Annotated in this window: 17 protein-coding genes; 13 read left to right on the top strand and 4 right to left on the bottom strand. The window is 66.5% G+C overall.

All coding sequences use genetic code 11. The annotated features are described in order from the left end of the window. Positions 1-5: 5 nt before the first annotated feature. Positions 6-1,532, bottom strand: a complete 1,527-nt coding sequence (locus AC1DFU_RS26335; RefSeq protein ID WP_092292193.1) for a helicase HerA-like C-terminal domain-containing protein — start codon at positions 1,530-1,532, stop codon at positions 6-8. A gap of 168 nt (positions 1,533-1,700) precedes the next feature. On the opposite strand from AC1DFU_RS26335, the gene AC1DFU_RS26330 reads away from it, so the two are divergent. The 13 genes from AC1DFU_RS26330 to AC1DFU_RS26270 all read left to right on the top strand — a co-directional run bounded on the left by AC1DFU_RS26330 (position 1,701) and on the right by AC1DFU_RS26270 (position 14,134). Beyond that, positions 1,701-2,426: a YebC/PmpR family DNA-binding transcriptional regulator gene (locus tag AC1DFU_RS26330; RefSeq protein WP_092292191.1), complete on the top strand. Its 726-nt coding sequence runs from the start codon at positions 1,701-1,703 to the stop codon at positions 2,424-2,426. Between the two features lie 82 nt (positions 2,427-2,508). Next, positions 2,509-3,777 carry a phosphoribosylamine--glycine ligase gene (purD, locus tag AC1DFU_RS26325; RefSeq protein ID WP_092292189.1) on the top strand — a complete coding sequence of 423 codons (1,269 nt, stop codon included), beginning with the start codon at positions 2,509-2,511 and terminating at the stop codon, positions 3,775-3,777. A gap of 136 nt (positions 3,778-3,913) precedes the next feature. Continuing rightward, positions 3,914-4,837: an oxygen-dependent coproporphyrinogen oxidase gene (gene hemF / locus AC1DFU_RS26320; RefSeq protein ID WP_477159884.1), complete on the top strand. Its 924-nt coding sequence runs from the start codon at positions 3,914-3,916 to the stop codon at positions 4,835-4,837. Further along, on the top strand, positions 4,837-5,544 hold the full coding sequence (locus AC1DFU_RS26315; RefSeq protein ID WP_441593621.1) for a nicotinate-nucleotide adenylyltransferase: 708 nt from the start codon (positions 4,837-4,839) through the stop codon (positions 5,542-5,544). The genes hemF and AC1DFU_RS26315 overlap by 1 nt, the downstream gene beginning before the upstream one ends. A 44-nt stretch (positions 5,545-5,588) precedes the next feature. Next, positions 5,589-6,344, top strand: coding sequence for a ribosome silencing factor (gene rsfS / locus AC1DFU_RS26310; RefSeq protein WP_092292183.1), 756 nt, complete (start codon positions 5,589-5,591; stop codon positions 6,342-6,344). Positions 6,345-6,402: 58 nt separating this feature from the next. Beyond that, complete coding sequence (rlmH, locus tag AC1DFU_RS26305; RefSeq protein WP_092292181.1) at positions 6,403-6,882, top strand: 23S rRNA (pseudouridine(1915)-N(3))-methyltransferase RlmH; 480 nt, start codon at positions 6,403-6,405, stop codon at positions 6,880-6,882. Positions 6,883-6,925: 43 nt separating this feature from the next. Continuing rightward, entirely contained in the window at positions 6,926-7,540 is a 615-nt protein-coding gene (locus tag AC1DFU_RS26300; protein WP_441593620.1) for a Maf family protein, read from the top strand. Between the two features lie 82 nt (positions 7,541-7,622). Next, positions 7,623-9,086 carry a ribonuclease G gene (gene rng, locus AC1DFU_RS26295; RefSeq protein WP_092292175.1) on the top strand — a complete coding sequence of 488 codons (1,464 nt, stop codon included), beginning with the start codon at positions 7,623-7,625 and terminating at the stop codon, positions 9,084-9,086. A gap of 216 nt (positions 9,087-9,302) precedes the next feature. After that, a complete protein-coding gene (locus tag AC1DFU_RS26290) occupies positions 9,303-10,607 on the top strand; it encodes a hypothetical protein (RefSeq protein ID WP_441593619.1) in 1,305 nt (434 codons plus the stop codon). A 168-nt stretch (positions 10,608-10,775) separates the two neighbouring features. Continuing rightward, entirely contained in the window at positions 10,776-11,624 is an 849-nt protein-coding gene (gene phnC, locus AC1DFU_RS26285) for a phosphonate ABC transporter ATP-binding protein (RefSeq protein ID WP_441593618.1), read from the top strand. Positions 11,625-11,711: 87 nt separating this feature from the next. Next, positions 11,712-12,692: a phosphonate ABC transporter substrate-binding protein gene (phnD, locus tag AC1DFU_RS26280; RefSeq protein ID WP_092292171.1), complete on the top strand. Its 981-nt coding sequence runs from the start codon at positions 11,712-11,714 to the stop codon at positions 12,690-12,692. Positions 12,693-12,770: 78 nt separating this feature from the next. After that, the gene (gene phnE, locus AC1DFU_RS26275) at positions 12,771-13,592 is read left to right on the top strand and encodes a phosphonate ABC transporter, permease protein PhnE (protein WP_477159823.1); all 822 of its coding nucleotides are present in this window, start codon (positions 12,771-12,773) and stop codon (positions 13,590-13,592) included. Then, on the top strand, positions 13,589-14,134 hold the full coding sequence (locus AC1DFU_RS26270; RefSeq protein WP_441593616.1) for a phosphonate degradation HD-domain oxygenase: 546 nt from the start codon (positions 13,589-13,591) through the stop codon (positions 14,132-14,134). Before phnE ends, AC1DFU_RS26270 begins: the two co-directional genes overlap by 4 nt. Before the next feature lie 65 nt (positions 14,135-14,199). Here the strand turns inward: AC1DFU_RS26270 and phnN are convergent, their stop codons facing one another. Genes phnN through AC1DFU_RS26255 form a run of 3 tightly spaced genes read right to left on the bottom strand, consistent with a single transcriptional unit; the run spans position 14,200 to position 16,765 of the window. Then, the gene (phnN, locus tag AC1DFU_RS26265) at positions 14,200-14,799 is read right to left on the bottom strand and encodes a phosphonate metabolism protein/1,5-bisphosphokinase (PRPP-forming) PhnN (RefSeq protein ID WP_092301998.1); all 600 of its coding nucleotides are present in this window, start codon (positions 14,797-14,799) and stop codon (positions 14,200-14,202) included. Next, positions 14,796-15,536, bottom strand: coding sequence for a DUF1045 domain-containing protein (locus AC1DFU_RS26260; RefSeq protein WP_441593615.1), 741 nt, complete (start codon positions 15,534-15,536; stop codon positions 14,796-14,798). Before AC1DFU_RS26260 ends, phnN begins: the two co-directional genes overlap by 4 nt. Then, on the bottom strand, positions 15,533-16,765 hold the full coding sequence (locus AC1DFU_RS26255; RefSeq protein ID WP_092301992.1) for an alpha-D-ribose 1-methylphosphonate 5-triphosphate diphosphatase: 1,233 nt from the start codon (positions 16,763-16,765) through the stop codon (positions 15,533-15,535). The genes AC1DFU_RS26260 and AC1DFU_RS26255 overlap by 4 nt, the downstream gene beginning before the upstream one ends. Between the last annotated feature and the right edge of the window lie 12 nt (positions 16,766-16,777).

Genomic DNA, 16,777 nt, shown 5'->3' with positions numbered 1-16,777 from the left:
CGGCCCTACTTCTTTCGCCCGCCGCCGCCCAGCAGGCTGCCCAGCACGCCACGGACCAGTTCCCGGCCGACTTGCGAGGCGAGCGTCCGGCCGGCGGACTTGGCCATCGATTCGAGGATGGAGTCGCCGCGGCCGGTCTTGCCGGTGCCCTTGGTCAGCGAGCCGAAGATTTCGCCGGCCCAGCTGCTACCGCCCTCCTCGGCCTGCGGCTGGGGAGTGCCGGGTTTCTGTGCCTGTGTCTGGCCATTGCCGGCGGTCGCCACGCTACCGCGCAGCTTCTCGTAGGCCGATTCCCGGTCCACGGTCTTCTCGTAGGTGCCGGCCACGAGCGAATTGGCGATCAGGGCCTTGCACTCGTCGGGCGTAGCGGGGCCGATGCGGCTGCCCGGGGGCAGCACCCATGCGCGCTCGGTGACGACCGGCGTCCCCTTGGCGTCCAGGCATGAGACCAACGCCTCGCCCACGCCCAGTTCGCCAATCGCCTGTTCGAGATTGAGCTTCGGATTGGGACGCATGGTCGTGGCGGCCACCTTCACCGCCTTCTGGTCGCGCGGCGTGAACGCGCGCAGCGCGTGCTGCACGCGGTTGCCAAGCTGGCCCAGGACGGTATCGGGAATATCTACGGGGTTCTGCGTCACAAAGTACACGCCGACACCCTTGGACCGCACGAGCCGCACCACCTGTTCGATCTTGTCCAGCAGCGCCTTGGGGGCGTCGTTGAACAGCAGGTGCGCCTCGTCGAAGAAGAAGACCAGCTTGGGCTTGTCGAGGTCACCGGCCTCGGGCAGCCGCTCGAACAGTTCGGACAGCATCCACAGCAGGAAGGTAGCGTACAGCCGGGGCGCATTCATCAGCTTGTCGGCGGCGAGGATGTTGACGACGCCCTGCCCCTTCTCGGTCTGGATGAAGTCCTCCAGGTTCAACATCGGCTCGCCGAAGAACTTGTCCGCGCCCTGCGACTCCAGCGCGATCAGCCCGCGCTGGATCGCGCCAATGGAAGCCGCCGAGATATTGCCGTACTCGGTGGTGAACTGGCTGGCGTTGTCGCCCACGTGCTGGAGCATCGCGCGCAGGTCCTTGGCATCGAGCAGCAGCAGGCCGTTGGCATCGGCAATGCGGAACACGAGGTTCAGCACGCCCTGCTGGGTGTCGTTGAGTTCGAGCATCCGCGACAGCAGCAGCGGCCCCATGTGCGAGACCGTCGCGCGCACCGGATGCCCCTTTTCGCCAAAGACATCCCAGAGCGTGGTCGGGCAGGCGCCCCAAACCGGTTCGGGCAGCCCGTGTTCCGCCAGGCGGGCCTTGAGCTTGTCCGATGGCTTGCCGACCTGGGATATGCCTGACAGATCACCTTTGACGTCCGCCATGAACACCGGCACCCCCAGCCGCGAGAAGCCCTGCGCCAACGTCTGCAGCGTGACGGTCTTGCCGGTACCCGTGGCGCCGGTGATGAGACCGTGCCGATTCCCCATCTCGGGCAGCAGGACGAGCTCGCAGTCGGCGTTCTTGGCGATGAGGATGGGGTCGGCCATGATGGTCTCGTGGTGATAGCGGCGGTATCCGGGATCGGAAGGCGGGGGCCGCGTGATAAAATCCTGCGCTGATTATAGCCAGCAAATTGGCACATCCATCACATGGCGTGGCCGCCAGAAGCGCCACCCAGCACGCTGCACCACAGCTATTCCGCCTCGGAGAGAATCATGGCCGGTCACTCAAAATGGGCCAATATCAAACACAAGAAAGCCGCCGCTGACGCCAAGCGGGGCAAGATCTGGACGCGCCTGATCAAGGAAATCACCGTCGCCGCCAAGCTCGGCGGCGGTGATGCCGACTCCAACCCGCGCCTGCGCCTGTCGATCGACAAGGCCATGGACGCGAACATGCCCAAGGACAACATCCAGCGCGCGATCCAGCGCGGCGTGGGTGGCCTGGAAGGCGCGAACTACGAGGAAATCCGCTACGAAGGCTACGGCCTGGCCGGCGCGGCGATCATCGTCGACTGCCTGACCGACAACCGTACCCGTACCGTGGCCGAAGTCCGCCACGCGTTCTCGAAGCACAACGGCAACATGGGCACGGAAGGCTCTGTGGCCTTCATGTTCACCCACTGCGGCCAGTTCCTGTTCGCGCCGGGCACGCCCGAGGACAAGCTGATGGATGCCGCGCTCGAAGCCGGCGCCGATGACGTGCTGACCAACGACGACGGCTCGATCGAAGTGACCTGCCCGCCGAACGACTTTTCGACGGTCAAGTCCGCCCTCGAAGCGGCCGGTTTCAAGGCCGAGCTGGCCGATGTGGTGATGAAGCCGCAGAACGAGGTGAGCTTCACCGGCGACGACGCGGTCAAGATGCAGAAGCTCCTGGACGCCCTGGAAAACCTGGACGACGTACAGGAAGTCTTCACCAACGCGGTGATCGAGGACTAAGTCCTCCGCCGCGCCCCATGGCGGCAGCCCGGCCCCGGCCAGCTGCCGCTTTTCGCATGCGTTTCTTTTCTGGCAGTGGATCATGAAAGTATTGGTTGTCGGTTCGGGCGGACGTGAGCACGCGCTAGCGTGGAAAATGGCCCAGTCCCCCAAGGTGCAAGTGGTGTACGTGGCGCCGGGTAACGGCGGCACGGCGCTCGACAAGCGCCTGCAGAACGTGCCGCTGACCGATCCCGAGGTGCTCGCCGCCTTCGTGGAGCGCGAAGGGGTGGCGTTCACCGTGGTCGGCCCCGAGGCCCCGCTGGCCGCCGGCATCGTCGACGTGTTCCGCGCCCGTGGCCTGCGCATCTTCGGGCCCACCCAGGCCGCCGCCCAGCTGGAGTCCTCCAAGGACTTCGCCAAGGCGTTCATGCATCGCCACAACATCCCCACGGCTGCCTACCAGACGTTTGCCGATGCGGCCGGCGCGCACGCCTATATCGACGCCCAGGGCGCCCCGATCGTGATCAAGGCCGATGGCCTGGCCGCCGGCAAGGGCGTGGTCGTGGCGATGACGCTGGAAGAAGCGCACGACGCCGTCGACATGATGCTGGCCGACAACAAGCTCGGCGATGCCGGCGCGCGCGTGGTCGTCGAGGAATTCCTGGAAGGCGAGGAAGCCAGCTTCATCGTGCTGGTGGACGGCAAGAACGTGCTGGCCCTGGCCACCAGCCAGGACCACAAGCGCCTGCTGGACGCCGATGCCGGCCCCAACACCGGTGGCATGGGCGCTTATTCGCCCGCCCCGGTGGTCACGCCGGCGCTGCACGCCCGCGCGCTGCGCGAGATCATCATGCCGACCGTGCGCGGCATGGAAAAGGATGGCATCACGTACACCGGCTTCCTGTACGCCGGCCTGATGATCGACAAGGACGGCAACCCGAAAACGCTCGAGTTCAACTGCCGCATGGGCGACCCGGAGACGCAGCCGATCATGGCGCGCCTGAAGACCGACCTCGTCGACGTGATGGAAGCGGCCGTGGACGGCAAGCTCGACCAGGTGGAACTGGACTGGGACCGCCGCACCGCGCTGGGCGTGGTGATGGCTGCCTACAACTACCCGGAAGAGCCCCGCAAGGGCGATGCCATCACCGGCATTCCCGCCGAGACGGCCGAGGCCGTGACGTTCCACGCCGGCACCACGCTCAAGGACGGCACCCTGCTGACCTCGGGCGGCCGCGTACTCTGCGTGGTGGGGCTGGCTGACACCGTCAAGGCCGCGCAGCGCGCCGCCTACGCGGCCGTTGAGCAGATCCGCTTCGACGGCGCGCAGTTCCGCACCGACATTGGCTACCGCGCCATCAAGCGCTGATGCGCGCGCCGGACACCCGCGCGCCACGTTCCAAGGCGCGGCGGGAGTCCAGCCGGTACAATCATGACAGCGCCATGACGGCCGCGCCCTCCGGGCGGCGGCCGTCGCGCTACCGGCCCATCCGATTCCGCCCATCATGATCGACTCCCAGGCAGTCCGCGCCTACCTGCTCGGCTTGCAAGACCGCATCACCGACGCCATCGCCGCCGTGGACGGCCAGCCATTCCTGACCGACGAATGGGAAAAGCCGCCGACCGAGCGCCTGCGCGGCAGTGGCCGCACCCGCATTCTGGAAGGCGGCGCCGTGATGGAGCGCGCCGGCGTGGGCTTCTCCCACGTGCGCGGCGACACCCTGCCCCCCTCGGCCAGCGCCAACCGGCCCGAACTGGCCGGGCGCAGCTTCGAGGCCATGGGCGTCTCGCTGGTGTTCCATCCGCGCAATCCGTACGTGCCGACGGTGCACATGAACGTGCGCTGCTTCGTGGCCGTGAAGCCCGATGCGGACCCGGTCTGGTGGTTCGGTGGCGGCATGGACCTGACGCCGTACTACGGCCACACTGATGACTGCGCGCACTTCCACCGCACCTGCAAGACTGCGCTGGCACCGTTCGGCGACGACCTGTACCCGCGCTTCAAGCAGTGGTGCGACGAGTATTTCTTCCTGCGCCACCGGGGCGAGGCGCGCGGCATCGGCGGAGTGTTCTTCGACGATTTCGCCGCGCTGGGCTTCGATCGCAGCTTCGCGATGATGCAATCGGTCGGCGACGCCTTCCTCGACGCCTACCTCCCTATCCTCGAAACCCGCAAGGACACGCCCTACGGCGCGCGCGAGCGCGACTTCCAGGCCTACCGGCGCGGGCGCTATGTGGAATTCAACCTGGTATTCGACCGCGGCACGCTGTTCGGCCTGCAATCGGGCGGCCGCGCCGAATCCATCCTGATGTCGATGCCGCCGCAGGTAACCTGGCGCTACGACTGGCAACCCGAGCCGGGCAGCGCGGAGGCCGCGCTGTACACCGACTTCCTGCCGGCACGCGAGTGGGCCTGRCGGCGAGTGTGATGACTGTTCCCGAAGATTCCCGCGCCACCGACCCCGCCCCGTCCACCGGCCGCCCGTACCGCCTGGGTATCCTGGGCGGCACTTTCGATCCGCCGCATCGCGGCCATGTCTCGCTGGCGCAGCTTTGCATCGACCATCTGGCGCTCGACGAGCTGGTCTGGATCCCGACCGGCGAGTCCTGGCAGAAGGGCGACCATGTGACGCCCGCCGCCGACCGCTTCGCCATGACCGAGCTGGCCGCCGCCACGCTGGACAGCCCGCGCGCCAAGATACGAGTCAGTCGCATGGAGGTGGACCGGGCCGGCCCGAGCTATACCATCGACACGGTGCGCCACCTGCGCGACGAATACGCCCCGGATACCTCCATGGCCTGGCTGATGGGCGCCGACCAATTGCTGCGCCTGCACACCTGGCACGGCTGGGAGGCATTGTTCGAACAAGTGCACCTGTGCATCGCCACCCGCCCCGGTTTCGACCTCGCCGCGCTGGACGGTCCGGTGCTCGCGGCGATGAACCAGCGGCTGGCGGACACGCACCTGATACAATGCACGCCCTCCGGCCGGATGTGGATCGACCAGACCCTTGCCGTCGATCTTTCCTCCACCGGCCTGCGCCAGCGCCTGGCTGAGGGCCAGGCGGCGGATGACCAACTGCCTGCCGGCGTGGCACACTACATCGCGAGTCGCGGGTTATACCGCAATCCCTGACCGGCTCGCCCCTATCCCGAACGAAGCTGAACAAGAAAGACACCATGGATATTCGTAAACTGCAACGCGCCATCGTCGACGGGCTCGAGGATGTCAAAGCGCAGGACATCAAGGTGTTCGACACCACTCACCTGACCGAACTATTCGACCGGGTGGTGATCGCCAGCGGTAGTTCGAACCGCCAGACCAAGGCGCTCGCCGCCTCTGTGCGGGATACGGTGAAGGATGCCGGCGGCCATATCATTGCCGTCGAGGGCCTGGAGACGGGCGAGTGGGTGCTGGTGGACTGCGGCGACGCCGTGGTGCACATCCTCCAGCCGCAACTGCGCCTGTACTACAACCTCGAGGAAATCTGGGGCGACAAGCCGGTGCGCGTGAAGCTGACCGGCGCCAGGAGCCTGGCCAAGGCCAGCGAGCCGATGGACGACGACGAAGCCGAGGCTTCGGCGCCGGCACCGCGCTCGCGCCGTGCCTCGAGCCTGCGCCCGGCGCTGGCCAAGCTGCCGGAAGGCATGAAGGAGCCTTCGCCGCCGATGGGCCACGAGGACACCGATCCGGACGCCATCGCCACGATCCGCAAGCCGGTGCGCAAGACCAGCACCGGCGCCGCCACCAAGACGGCGGCTGCCAAGACGCCGGCCCGCAAGTCCCCGGCCGTGAAGGCGCCGGCCCGCAAGGTGGCGACCAAGACGGCCACCAAGCCGGCGACCAAGACTGCCGCCAAGGCCCCCGCACGCAAGGCGCCGGCCGCCAAGAAGGCTGCGACCAAGACCGCCGCGCCGCGCAAGCGCTCGGCCTGAGTCGACTGCGTCGACTTAAGCCGTTCGCACCGATCCACCCGGTATCGCCAGATCGCCCATGCAACTCGTGATCGTGGCCGTCGGCCACAAGATGCCCGGCTGGATCGAAACCGGCTTCGGCGAGTATGCCAAGCGCATGCCGCCGGAGCTGCGCATCGAACTTCGCGAAGTCAAGCCGGAAGCCCGTTCGTCGAGCAACAACGCCGCCACGGTGATGCAGCGGGAAGCCGCGCGCATCGACGCCGTGCTCGGTTCGCTGTCCAAGCAGTGCCGGATCGTCGCGCTCGATGAACGCGGGCGCGACTTCACCACGGTGCAGCTGGCCGACCAGCTGACCGGCTGGCAGCGCGAAGGCGGCGACGTGGCTTTCCTGATCGGCGGCGCAGACGGGCTCGACCCGGCCCTCAAGGCACGCGCCACCACCCTGATCCGGCTCTCCAGCCTGACGCTGCCCCACGGCATGGTGCGCGTGCTGCTGGCCGAACAGCTCTACCGCGCCTGGTCCGTCACGCAAAACCACCCGTATCACCGGGTCTGAGTTCCCGCCGCCGACGGTTACAATCGCCGCATCGATTTTCCCGATGCGCGCCGTGACCCACGACCTCCTCTACCTCGCCTCCCAAAGCCCGCGCCGCCGCGAATTGCTGACGCAGCTCGGCGTCTCCCATGAACTGCTGCTCGCCGATGACGACGAGGATGCCGAAGCGCTCGAAGCCGTGCTGCCCGGCGAGATGCCCGACGCCTACGTGCAGCGCGTCTGCGCGCTCAAGGCCGAAGCCGCCCTGCGCCGCCGCGAGCGCCGCGCCCTGCCCGACCATCCGATTCTGACCTCCGACACCACGGTATGCCGGGGTGGCGACATCCTGGGCAAGCCGGCCGACCCGGACGATGCCGCCGCGATGCTGGCCGCGCTCGCCGGCACCACCCACCGCGTGCTGACCGCCGTGACCGTGTTCTCGACGCTCGGCCAGCGCCATGCGCTGTCGATCTCGCACGTCACTTTCCGGCCGATGAACGCCGCCGAGATCGCCCGCTACGTGGCCAGCGGCGAGCCGCTCGGCAAGGCTGGCGCGTACGGCATCCAGGGCCGCGCGGCCGAGTTTGTCGAACGAATCGACGGCAGCTATTCGGGTATCATGGGCTTGCCCTTGTTCGAGACCGCGGCCCTGCTGCGCGAGGCCGGGCTGCGCTTCTGAGCGCCCCGTCCCGCAGCCATCCCGCCCGGCGCCGAACGACAACAACAAGCCGCCGACAACACGGCAGCGCGCATCCATCGCTATGACTGAAGACATCCTCGTCAACATCACGCCGCAAGAGACGCGCGTTGCCATCGTGCAGCAGGCCGCCGTGCAGGAACTGCATGTCGAGCGCACGCTGACGCGCGGGCTGGTTGGCAATATCTATCTCGGCAAGGTCGTGCGCGTGCTCCCGGGCATGCAATCCGCATTCATCGACATCGGCCTCGAGCGCGCGGCCTTCCTGCACGTGGCCGACATCTGGCATCCGCGCGACCCCGACAAGAACGGCGCCCCGCCGCTCGCCATCGAAAAGACGCTGTTCGAGGGCCAGGCCCTGATGGTGCAGGTCATCAAGGACCCCATCGGCACCAAGGGGGCGCGGCTGTCCACGCAGATCAGCATCGCCGGCCGGACGCTGGTGTACCTGCCCCAGGACCCGCATATCGGCATCTCGCAGCGCATCGAGGGCGAGGTGGACCGCGAGGCGCTGCGCGCCCGCGTGCAGGGGCTGGTGCCGCGCGACGAGCGTGGCGGCTTTATCGTGCGGACCATCGCCGAGGAAGCCAGCGACGACGAGCTCGGCAACGACATCGCCTACCTGCGCAAGATCTGGGCGTCGATCCGCCTGAACGCGACCACCCAGCCGGCCACCAGCCTGCTGTACCAGGACCTGAACCTGGCCCAGCGCGTGCTGCGCGACTTCATCAACGACGCCACGGGCGTGATCCAGATCGACTCGCGCGAGAACTACCAGAAGCTGGTGGAGTTCGCCCAGGAGTACACCCCGGCCGTGCTGCCCCGGCTCTCGCACTACACCGGCGAGCGGCCGATCTTCGACCTGTTCAACATCGACGCCGAGATCGAGAAGGCGCTGTCGCGGCGGGTGGACCTGAAGTCCGGCGGCTACCTGATGATCGACCAGACCGAGGCGATGACGACGATCGACGTCAACACGGGCGGCTACGTCGGCGCCCGCAACTTCGACGACACGATCTTCAAGACCAACCTCGAGGCCGCGCACACCATCGCCCGGCAACTGCGGCTGCGCAACCTCGGCGGCATCATCATCATCGACTTCATCGACATGGAGAACGTGGAGCATCGCGACGCGGTGCTCTCCGAACTGAAGCGCGCGCTGTCCCGTGACCGCACCCGGATCACCGTGAACAGCTTCTCGCAGCTCGGGCTGGTGGAGATGACCCGCAAGCGCACGCGCGAGTCGCTGGCGCACGTGCTGTGCGAGCAGTGCCCGGTCTGCACGGGCAAGGGCCAGGTCAAGACGCCGCGCACGGTCTGCTACGACATCCTGCGCGAGATCATGCGCGAGTCCCGCCAGTTCAATCCGCGCGAGTTCCGCATCCTGGCCTCCCAGGAAGTGATCGATCTGTTCCTCGAGGAAGAAAGCCAGCATCTGGCGATGCTCAACGACTTTATCGGCAAGCCGATCTCGCTCCAGGTGGAATCCACGTTCCATCAGGAACAGTACGACATCATCCTGATGTAATACGAAGTACGTTTTACCAAAAACTAAAAACTAAAAACAGAAATTCGGGAATCCCGCGGAGTGGCTGTCTTTTTGGCTACCCACCATTGATTGCATAAAAATATTCCGGGGAAACAAGTGATTTCATTTGCAACGGAGCTCCCACTCAGCGGCGCGACTACAACCGACGAGTTTTTTGGGGCTATCCGAGAATGGCTACTAGGCTCCCCTCACTCGATGTTTCGTGAGGACGATCTCAAAGGATTCGGGGGCGCCATTGAGTGGACCGATCGAAAGGGCCACGAACGGCTTGAGTTCCTGCGTCCAGAGACCAGCACAACAAGCCCAGCCGCCATCCGGCACAGCAGCCTGCAAGACGGACTGGAATGGGTATCGACTGTGGTCTTTTGGCATGCGGGCACGATCGCATGGATCAGCATTCGTGTTTCATGCGAATCTCATCGACCCGCAGCACGGCTGCCAGTTGCAAAGAAGCCGTTCTTAGTTCGTACCATCCTGAATCGTTTGGTGCCAGGAATAGACGGCGAACTGCAGACATCCGACAAACCGATCCTACTCGCTAACTCACAGGTTCCCCTGGCGGCCCGATGCATTCTTGGCACGACGGCGTGTCATCTTCCCGTCGTGTATGTTAGCGCGCAGTTCACCGGGGGACATGCTGTCAACGTTCACCCCCTTGCAAAGACGCTTTCCGGAATGGCCCATGTTGTTGTCGAGCCCAATCGCCCGTTTTCCGTCCGCCTTATGGAGGAGGTCGGAGGCGAGAATGTGTTCGGTGGCTCAGTCGGGGTGTACTGGCCTGCCAGCGGCGGACGTCGCTCGTTCTTTGATCGTCGACACTTCGATTCCCAAAAAGACATGGAGCGCGAGATCTATGATGAAGTTCGCAAGGCACTTGTAAATCGGCGGCCGCAAGCTCGCGCCACTTGGGCTGCAATTCAAGAGCAAGTATCGCGCAATGCTATCGACAAGCTTCGCCAAGCAGGATCGACACAGCTTGACGAGTACATCGAGAGCTTCGACAAAGAGCTAAATGCCAAGCAACAGGCTATCGAAGACGCCGAGAAGGAAATCGCTCGCCTTAGTGCCGAGGTGCGCCGCTTTCAAGCACGAAGTCCAATGCAAGCGGGACTTAGCCTCAGCACCTCCCCTGAGCAGGACTTCTATGCGAGTGAAATTTCGGACATCGTTCACGACGCACTTTCTGACGCCATTTCACGTGTACCGGAAGGAAGCCGACGACTACATGTCTTGACACGTTTAGTCGGCGCAAATCCCCCGCATGGGGAGGGGGAGTTGATTCGGACCCAGATAAAAGCGCTGCTTCGCGACTACAGGAGCATGGATGCAAAAGTCCGCGCTGGACTGCAAGAAATTGGATTTGAAATATACGAAGACGGCAAACACATCAAAATTTGCTTTCAAGGTGACGAAAGATACACTTACGTGCTTCCAAAGACTGGTAGCGACAACCGAGGCGGCCTCAACTCTGCGAACGAAATCTGTAGGAAATTCTTCTAAAGGCGGATGAGGTAGCCGACCTTCCTATTCAAGTGCAAGCGAGGCCGAGGCATACGCGCCCAATGCCTCACCCCGCAGACATTCACCCCTCACTCTCCCGCCCAGCGTCATCGTTCTGTCATCCACTCCCCCCAGAATGCGCCAAGTCATTCAAGCAAGGGAGTCGACATGACGCATGCAATCGAAGTCCGCGGACTCAGCAAATCGTTCCGCGCGGACCGCAAGGCGCTTGACGATGTCACGCTGCACGTCGCGCCGGGAGAAATGGTGGCCCTGCTGGGCGCCTCGGGTTCTGGCAAGTCCACGCTGCTGCGCCATGTGGCCGGTTTCGTGTCCGGCGATGCTGGCGAGATCCTGGTCAATGGCCGATCCATCCAGCGCCATGGCCGCCTGGCTGGCAACGTGCGCAAGGTGCGCGCCGAAATCGGCTTTGTTTTCCAGCAGTTCAATCTGGTGGGCCGCCTGCCGGTGATCACCAACGTCCTCGTCGGCATGCTCACCCGCATCCCGGCCTGGCGCAGCCTGTTCCGCCTGTTCAGGGCCGATGAAGTGCAGGCCGGCCTCGACGCCCTCGCCCAGGTTGGTATAGACGACTATGCGTTTCAGCGTGCCTCCACGCTCTCCGGCGGCCAGCAGCAGCGCGCCGCCATCGCACGGACGCTGGTGCAGAACGCCAAGGTCATCCTGGCCGACGAACCGATCGCCTCGCTCGACCCGGAATCGTCGCGCCGCGTGATGACGCTGCTCTCGCAGATCAACCGCACCCGCAAGGTGGCCGTGGTGGTGTCGCTGCACCAGGTGGACGTGGCCATGCGCTACTGCCCCCGCGTGGTGGCGCTGCGCCAGGGCAAGGTGGTCTACGACGGCCCGTCCGCCGCACTCACCCCGGGCATGCTGCGCGACCTGTACGGCACCGAGGCCGAGGAACTGCTCCACGACTCGGTTCCCGACGAAGCCGACACCGCCAGCGGCATGCCGGCGCCGGCCATGGTCACGATGAATCTCGCGGCCGCCTGATCGCCACCGCGCCCCCCTTTTCGCTTTCCCGCTGTATTGCCGTCATTTGCCGTTATCCACAACGACTCATCCGAAACGGAGTCACACATGCTTCGCAGAACCTTTCTCGCCGTGGTCGCCTCGGGCGTCGTGGCCCTGCCCGCTTACGCCCAGGACGCCAAGACCCTGAACATCGGCTTTATCTCGACGGAATCGTCGTCGAACCTGAAGACCGCCTGGCAGCCGCTGATCGACGACCTGAGCAAGGCGCTCGGCGTGCAGGTCAAGCCGTTCTTCGCCTCCGACTACGCCGGCATCATCGAGGGCATGCGCTTCAACAAGGTGCAGCTCGGCTGGTTCGGCAACAAGTCGGCCATGGAAGCCGTGGACCGCGCCAACGGCGAGGTGTTCGCGTCCGTGATCGACAAGGACGGCAACCCGGGCTACTGGTCGCTGCTGGTCGTGCGCAAGGACAGCGACCTGAAGACGGTGGAAGACGTGATCAAGCGCGGCAAGGAGCTCTCCTACGGCGCCGGCGATCCGAACTCCACCTCGGGCACGGCCGTGCCGGGCTACTACCTGTGGGCCGCCCACAAGGTGGAGCCGAAGACGCTGTTCAAGGCCGTGCGCATCAGCAACCACGAGACCAACCTGCTCTCCGTGCTGAACAAGCAGGTGGACGTGGCCGTGAACAACACCGAGAACTTCGAGCGCTATCGCATCAACACGGGCAAGAACGCCTATGACGAGGTGCGCGTGCTGTGGAAGAGCCCGCTGATCGCCGCCGACCCCATGGTCTACCGCAAGGACCTGCCGGCCGAGACGAAGAAGAAGATCCAGGACTTCTTCGTCAACTACGGCAAGGGTGCCGATGCTGCGCGCGAGAAGCAGATCCTGACCACGCTGACCTACCAGGGCTTCCGCGTCTCGTCGGACGCGCAGCTGCTGCCCATCCGCCAGATCGAGCTGGCCAAGCAGAAGTCCAAGATCGAGACCGACACCACGCTGGCCGCCGCCGACAAGGAAAAGCAGCTGGCTGACGTGTCTCGCCGCCTGGCCGAGATCGACAAGGCCATCAGCGCCCAGTAAGCCGTACCCCGCCCAGGGCCGATGGCGCGCTGCCATCGGCCCTGGGCCATCTTCACCGTATTCCATCCGATGCCCCCCATGACCGCCACCGCCAAGCCCGGCCTCCCGCCCCCGTCCCCCGCGCCGCACAGCAACGTCCGCCCGTCGCGCACCTCGCTGTCCATGATGCTGGTCTGGGCGATCGTGCTGGCCTTGCTCGCCATGTCCTGGCAAGGCGCCGACATGCGCCCGATGGACCTGCTGCGCGACTCCGGCAACATGGCGAAGTTCGCCGCCGACTTTTTCCCGCCCAATTTCCGCGACTGGCGCAACTACCTCGACGAGATGCTCGTGACCGTGCAGATCGCGCTCTGGGGTACCGCCATCGCCGTGTTCATGGCCGTGCCGCTCGGCCTGCTGTGCTCCGCCAATATCGTGCCGGTGTGGGTCTACCAGCCGGCGCGCCGCATCATGGACGCCTGCCGCGCCATCAACGAGATGGTCTTCGCGATGCTGTTCATCGTGGCCGTGGGCCTCGGCCCGTTCGCCGGCGTGCTGGCGATCTGGATCCACACCACCGGCGTGCTGGCCAAGCTGTTCGCCGAAGCCGTGGAAGCCATCGACCCGCGTCCCGTGGAAGGCGTGCGCGCCACCGGCGCCGGCCCGATCGAGGAGATCGTCTACGGCGTGATCCCGCAGGTGCTGCCGCTGTGGCTGTCCTTCGCGCTGTACCGATTCGAGTCGAACGTGCGCTCGGCGTCGGTGGTCGGCATCGTCGGCGCCGGCGGCATCGGCACCGTGCTCTGGGAGATCATCCGCAGCTTCCAGTACGCGCAGACCTGCGCGGTGATGATCATCATCATCCTGTTCGTGACCGGCATCGACATCGTGTCCGCCCAGATCCGCAAGGTGCTGGTATGAGCGCGGACCGCCTGACCCTGGCACGCATCGAGACGCTGTTCGCCAACCACGGTAAGGACTGGTATGGCGGCGAGGCGATCAGCCAGACCGCCCACGCGCTGCAGTGCGCGCAGCTGGCCGAGCAGGCCGGCGAGCCGGCGGCGCTGGTGGCTGCCGCGCTGCTGCACGACGTGGGCCATCTGATGCTGGCCGAGAGCAGCACCACCGACATGCGCCACCAGGAGGCCGCCGCGCAGGCGCTGGCCGACCTGTTCGGCGCGGAAGTGACCGAGCCCGTGCGCCTGCACGTGGCCGCCAAGCGCTACCTGTGCGCGGTGGACCCGGCCTACTTCGCCACACTCTCGCCGGCCTCGGTCCACAGCCTGGCCCTGCAGGGCGGCCCGTACGACGCCGCGCAGGCAGACGCCTTCATCGCCAGCCCGCACGCCGAAGCGGCGGTGCGGCTGCGCCGCTACGACGATCTGGCCAAGGTAGTGGGTTTGCCGACGCCGGCGCTGGCGCACTATCTGGACATCGCCGCCGGCTGCGCACGGCACGCGTAAGCCACGCGCCCATGGAAAAAGCCCGGGAGTCCCGGGCTTTTTCTTTGCTGTCGACGATCAACAACTCAGTCGTGCCTCACCCCGATCAACCGGGCGAACGACGCCGCCGAGTCATCCAGCGCCCCGCTATTGTCGATCTCGACCAGCTTGCAGCCGGCCGGCACGTCGAACGCCTGCCCCGCGCGCGCCAGCCGTTGCGCGATCGCCGCTTCGGACTCCCGCCCCCGCTGGCGCAGGCGCGCCGCCAGGGCCTCGGGCTTCACGCGCACGTGCACCGCGCACAGGCCCGGATAGCGGGCGACGGCCGTCGGCAGGTACTCGCGCGAGCCATTGACGATGACCTTGAGCCCGCGCGCGAGCCAGTCCTCGATCTCCACGCCGATGCCGTAGTCCAGCCCATGGCTGTGCCAGTGCAGCGCCATGCAGCCGAGCGCCCGGCGGCGCGCGAACTCGTCCGTGGACAGCGCCACCGAGGCCTCGTTGGCATCGGCGGCGCGCGTGATGTAGCGATGGGCCACCACCACGCGGTCCTGCGGGCCCAGCCGCTCGCGCAGCGCGCGCAACAGCGAGTCCTTGCCGCTGCCGGAGGGGCCCATCACGTAGAACAGGCCGTGGCCGTCCGCGTGGGGATCAGTGTGGGGATTGGCGCGGGTATAGATCGTCATGATGCGAGCCAGGCTGCACCGGCGCCATCGCGCGTGCTGCCGTTAAAGCCATAGTGGCGCGCGACGAGGAAGTCGGCGCCGGGCTCGGGCTGCACGAACACGGCGATGCCATCGACATGCATCGGCGCGCTGCAGAGCTGCTGGCTGGCCGGCGCGAGTTGCGCGATCGCGGCGGCTTCCGCAGCAGCGTCGAGCATGCCGGTGAGCGTGATATGGAAGGTGAAGGTCTCGAACACGTAGGGGTAGCCCCACGCCTCGAGCATGCGCCGCTGGGCGGCGCTCAGTTGGTCCGGCTTGCGCTTGCGCAGCTCCGCCTCGGTGGGCGGCGCGCGGAACGGTTCGAAGGCCAGCACGCAGCCATCGGCCAGCGCGTGCATCTGGCGGGCGCCTTCGTGGCTCTCTGTGCCGTCATCGAGACACCACGCGAGGAAGCCGCGCAGCGCGCGCAGCGTCAGCCGGGCGTGGAAGGCATCGACGCCATGCGCGAAGTCACGCGCGGCGGCATCGAGCATCGGGCCATCCGTGCCCGCCGCCAGCCGGAACGGCGGCTTCAGCGTGGCGTGGAGGCCGTAGTGGGCGGGCGCCGCCACCCAGGCGTCCGGGCGCGGCCCGAGGTTCTTCGGCAGTGGCAGCGGCGCGCCGGTATCGGCATCGCGCCCCAGCCACTGCGCGCCGAACGTGCGGAACGGCTCGGCCGGCGCCAGGTAGATCGCGAAGCGCGGTGCGGCCATCGTCATGCGGCCAGACTGCCTTCGTCGCCGTCCGCCGTGTAGCGGGCCTCGGCGATGTCGATCATCGGCAGCACGCGCGTGGCGTGCTTCAGCTCACCGTTGACAATGGTGCCGCACACGCGTGGCAGGCCCGGCACGCTGTCATCGACCAGGATGGCGTCGGCGCGCAGCCCCGGCGCGAGCACGCCCCGGTCGCGCAGGCCAGCCGCGCGGGCCGGGTTGCGCGAGACGAGGTGCCACGCCTCGGCCAGCGAGACCACGCCAAGCTGCGCGAGCTTGAACGCGGCCTGGATCGGCGCGGGGTAGTAATAGTCAGAGGCCAGCACCGTGCACAGGCCCGCCGCCACCATCTCGGTGGCGTTGGGGGCGCCGGTGTGGCTGGTGCCGCGCACCACGTTGGGCGCGCCGAACACGGTTTCGTCGCCGATCTGGCGGGCGAGCTTTGCGACCTCGATGGTCAGCGGGAACTCGGCGATATGACAGCCCTGGCGGTGATAGTGCTGGCGCGTGGCGAGGTCCGGGTCATCGTGCGAAGCCACCGGCAGGCCCGCCGCGCGGGCGGCCGCGATCAGGCTGGACACGCCCGCCGGCACGTCCTGCGCGTTGCGGCTGGCCGTGCGCAGGCGCGTACGGAAGGTCTCGGGGTCGCACTCGGCGCGCTCGGCGTACTGGGCCAGCTTGCTGTCGTTGGCCATCTTGCGCGCCATCATCGGCAGGTGATCGTTGATGGCGAGCAGGCCGACGCGGCCATCGGCCATCCAGGACAGCGCGGTCTCCACGCCGGCGAGGTGATAGGCCTCGAAGCGCAGGTGCACCTTGTGGGAAGCGCCCAGCACCGGCTGCAAGTGCGCCAGGGCATCGAACATACGCAGCGCGTAGGCTTCGCCACGCAGGCCGCCTTCCCAGGAGAGCGTCACGCCGTGGAATTCGGTCGTGATGCCGTGCGACAGCAGTTGGCGGTCCACGTCGAGCAGCGCGCCCGCGTACGGGAAGCTCACGCCGGGGCGCGGCATCACGGCACGCTCGAAGGCATCGCCATGGATGTCGACGATGCCGGGCAGCACCAGCAGATCGCCCGCATCGATGCAGGGGCCGCTCTCGGGCGCCTGCTGCGGCGAGGCGACGCTGCCGTGGTCGAAGCCCAGCGTTGCCGGGCCAATGGCGGCCGCGCCCAGCACACGGCGACCCGTGATGCCGGCCAGCCGCGCCGAATGAGTTTGGTTTGTCGTAGGCATGGGCAACACACT

It is taken from the genome of Cupriavidus sp. 10L45, assembly GCF_056395225.1.
Note: the sequence above shows the minus strand (reverse complement) of the source record. Positions and strands in the feature narration are given on the sequence as shown.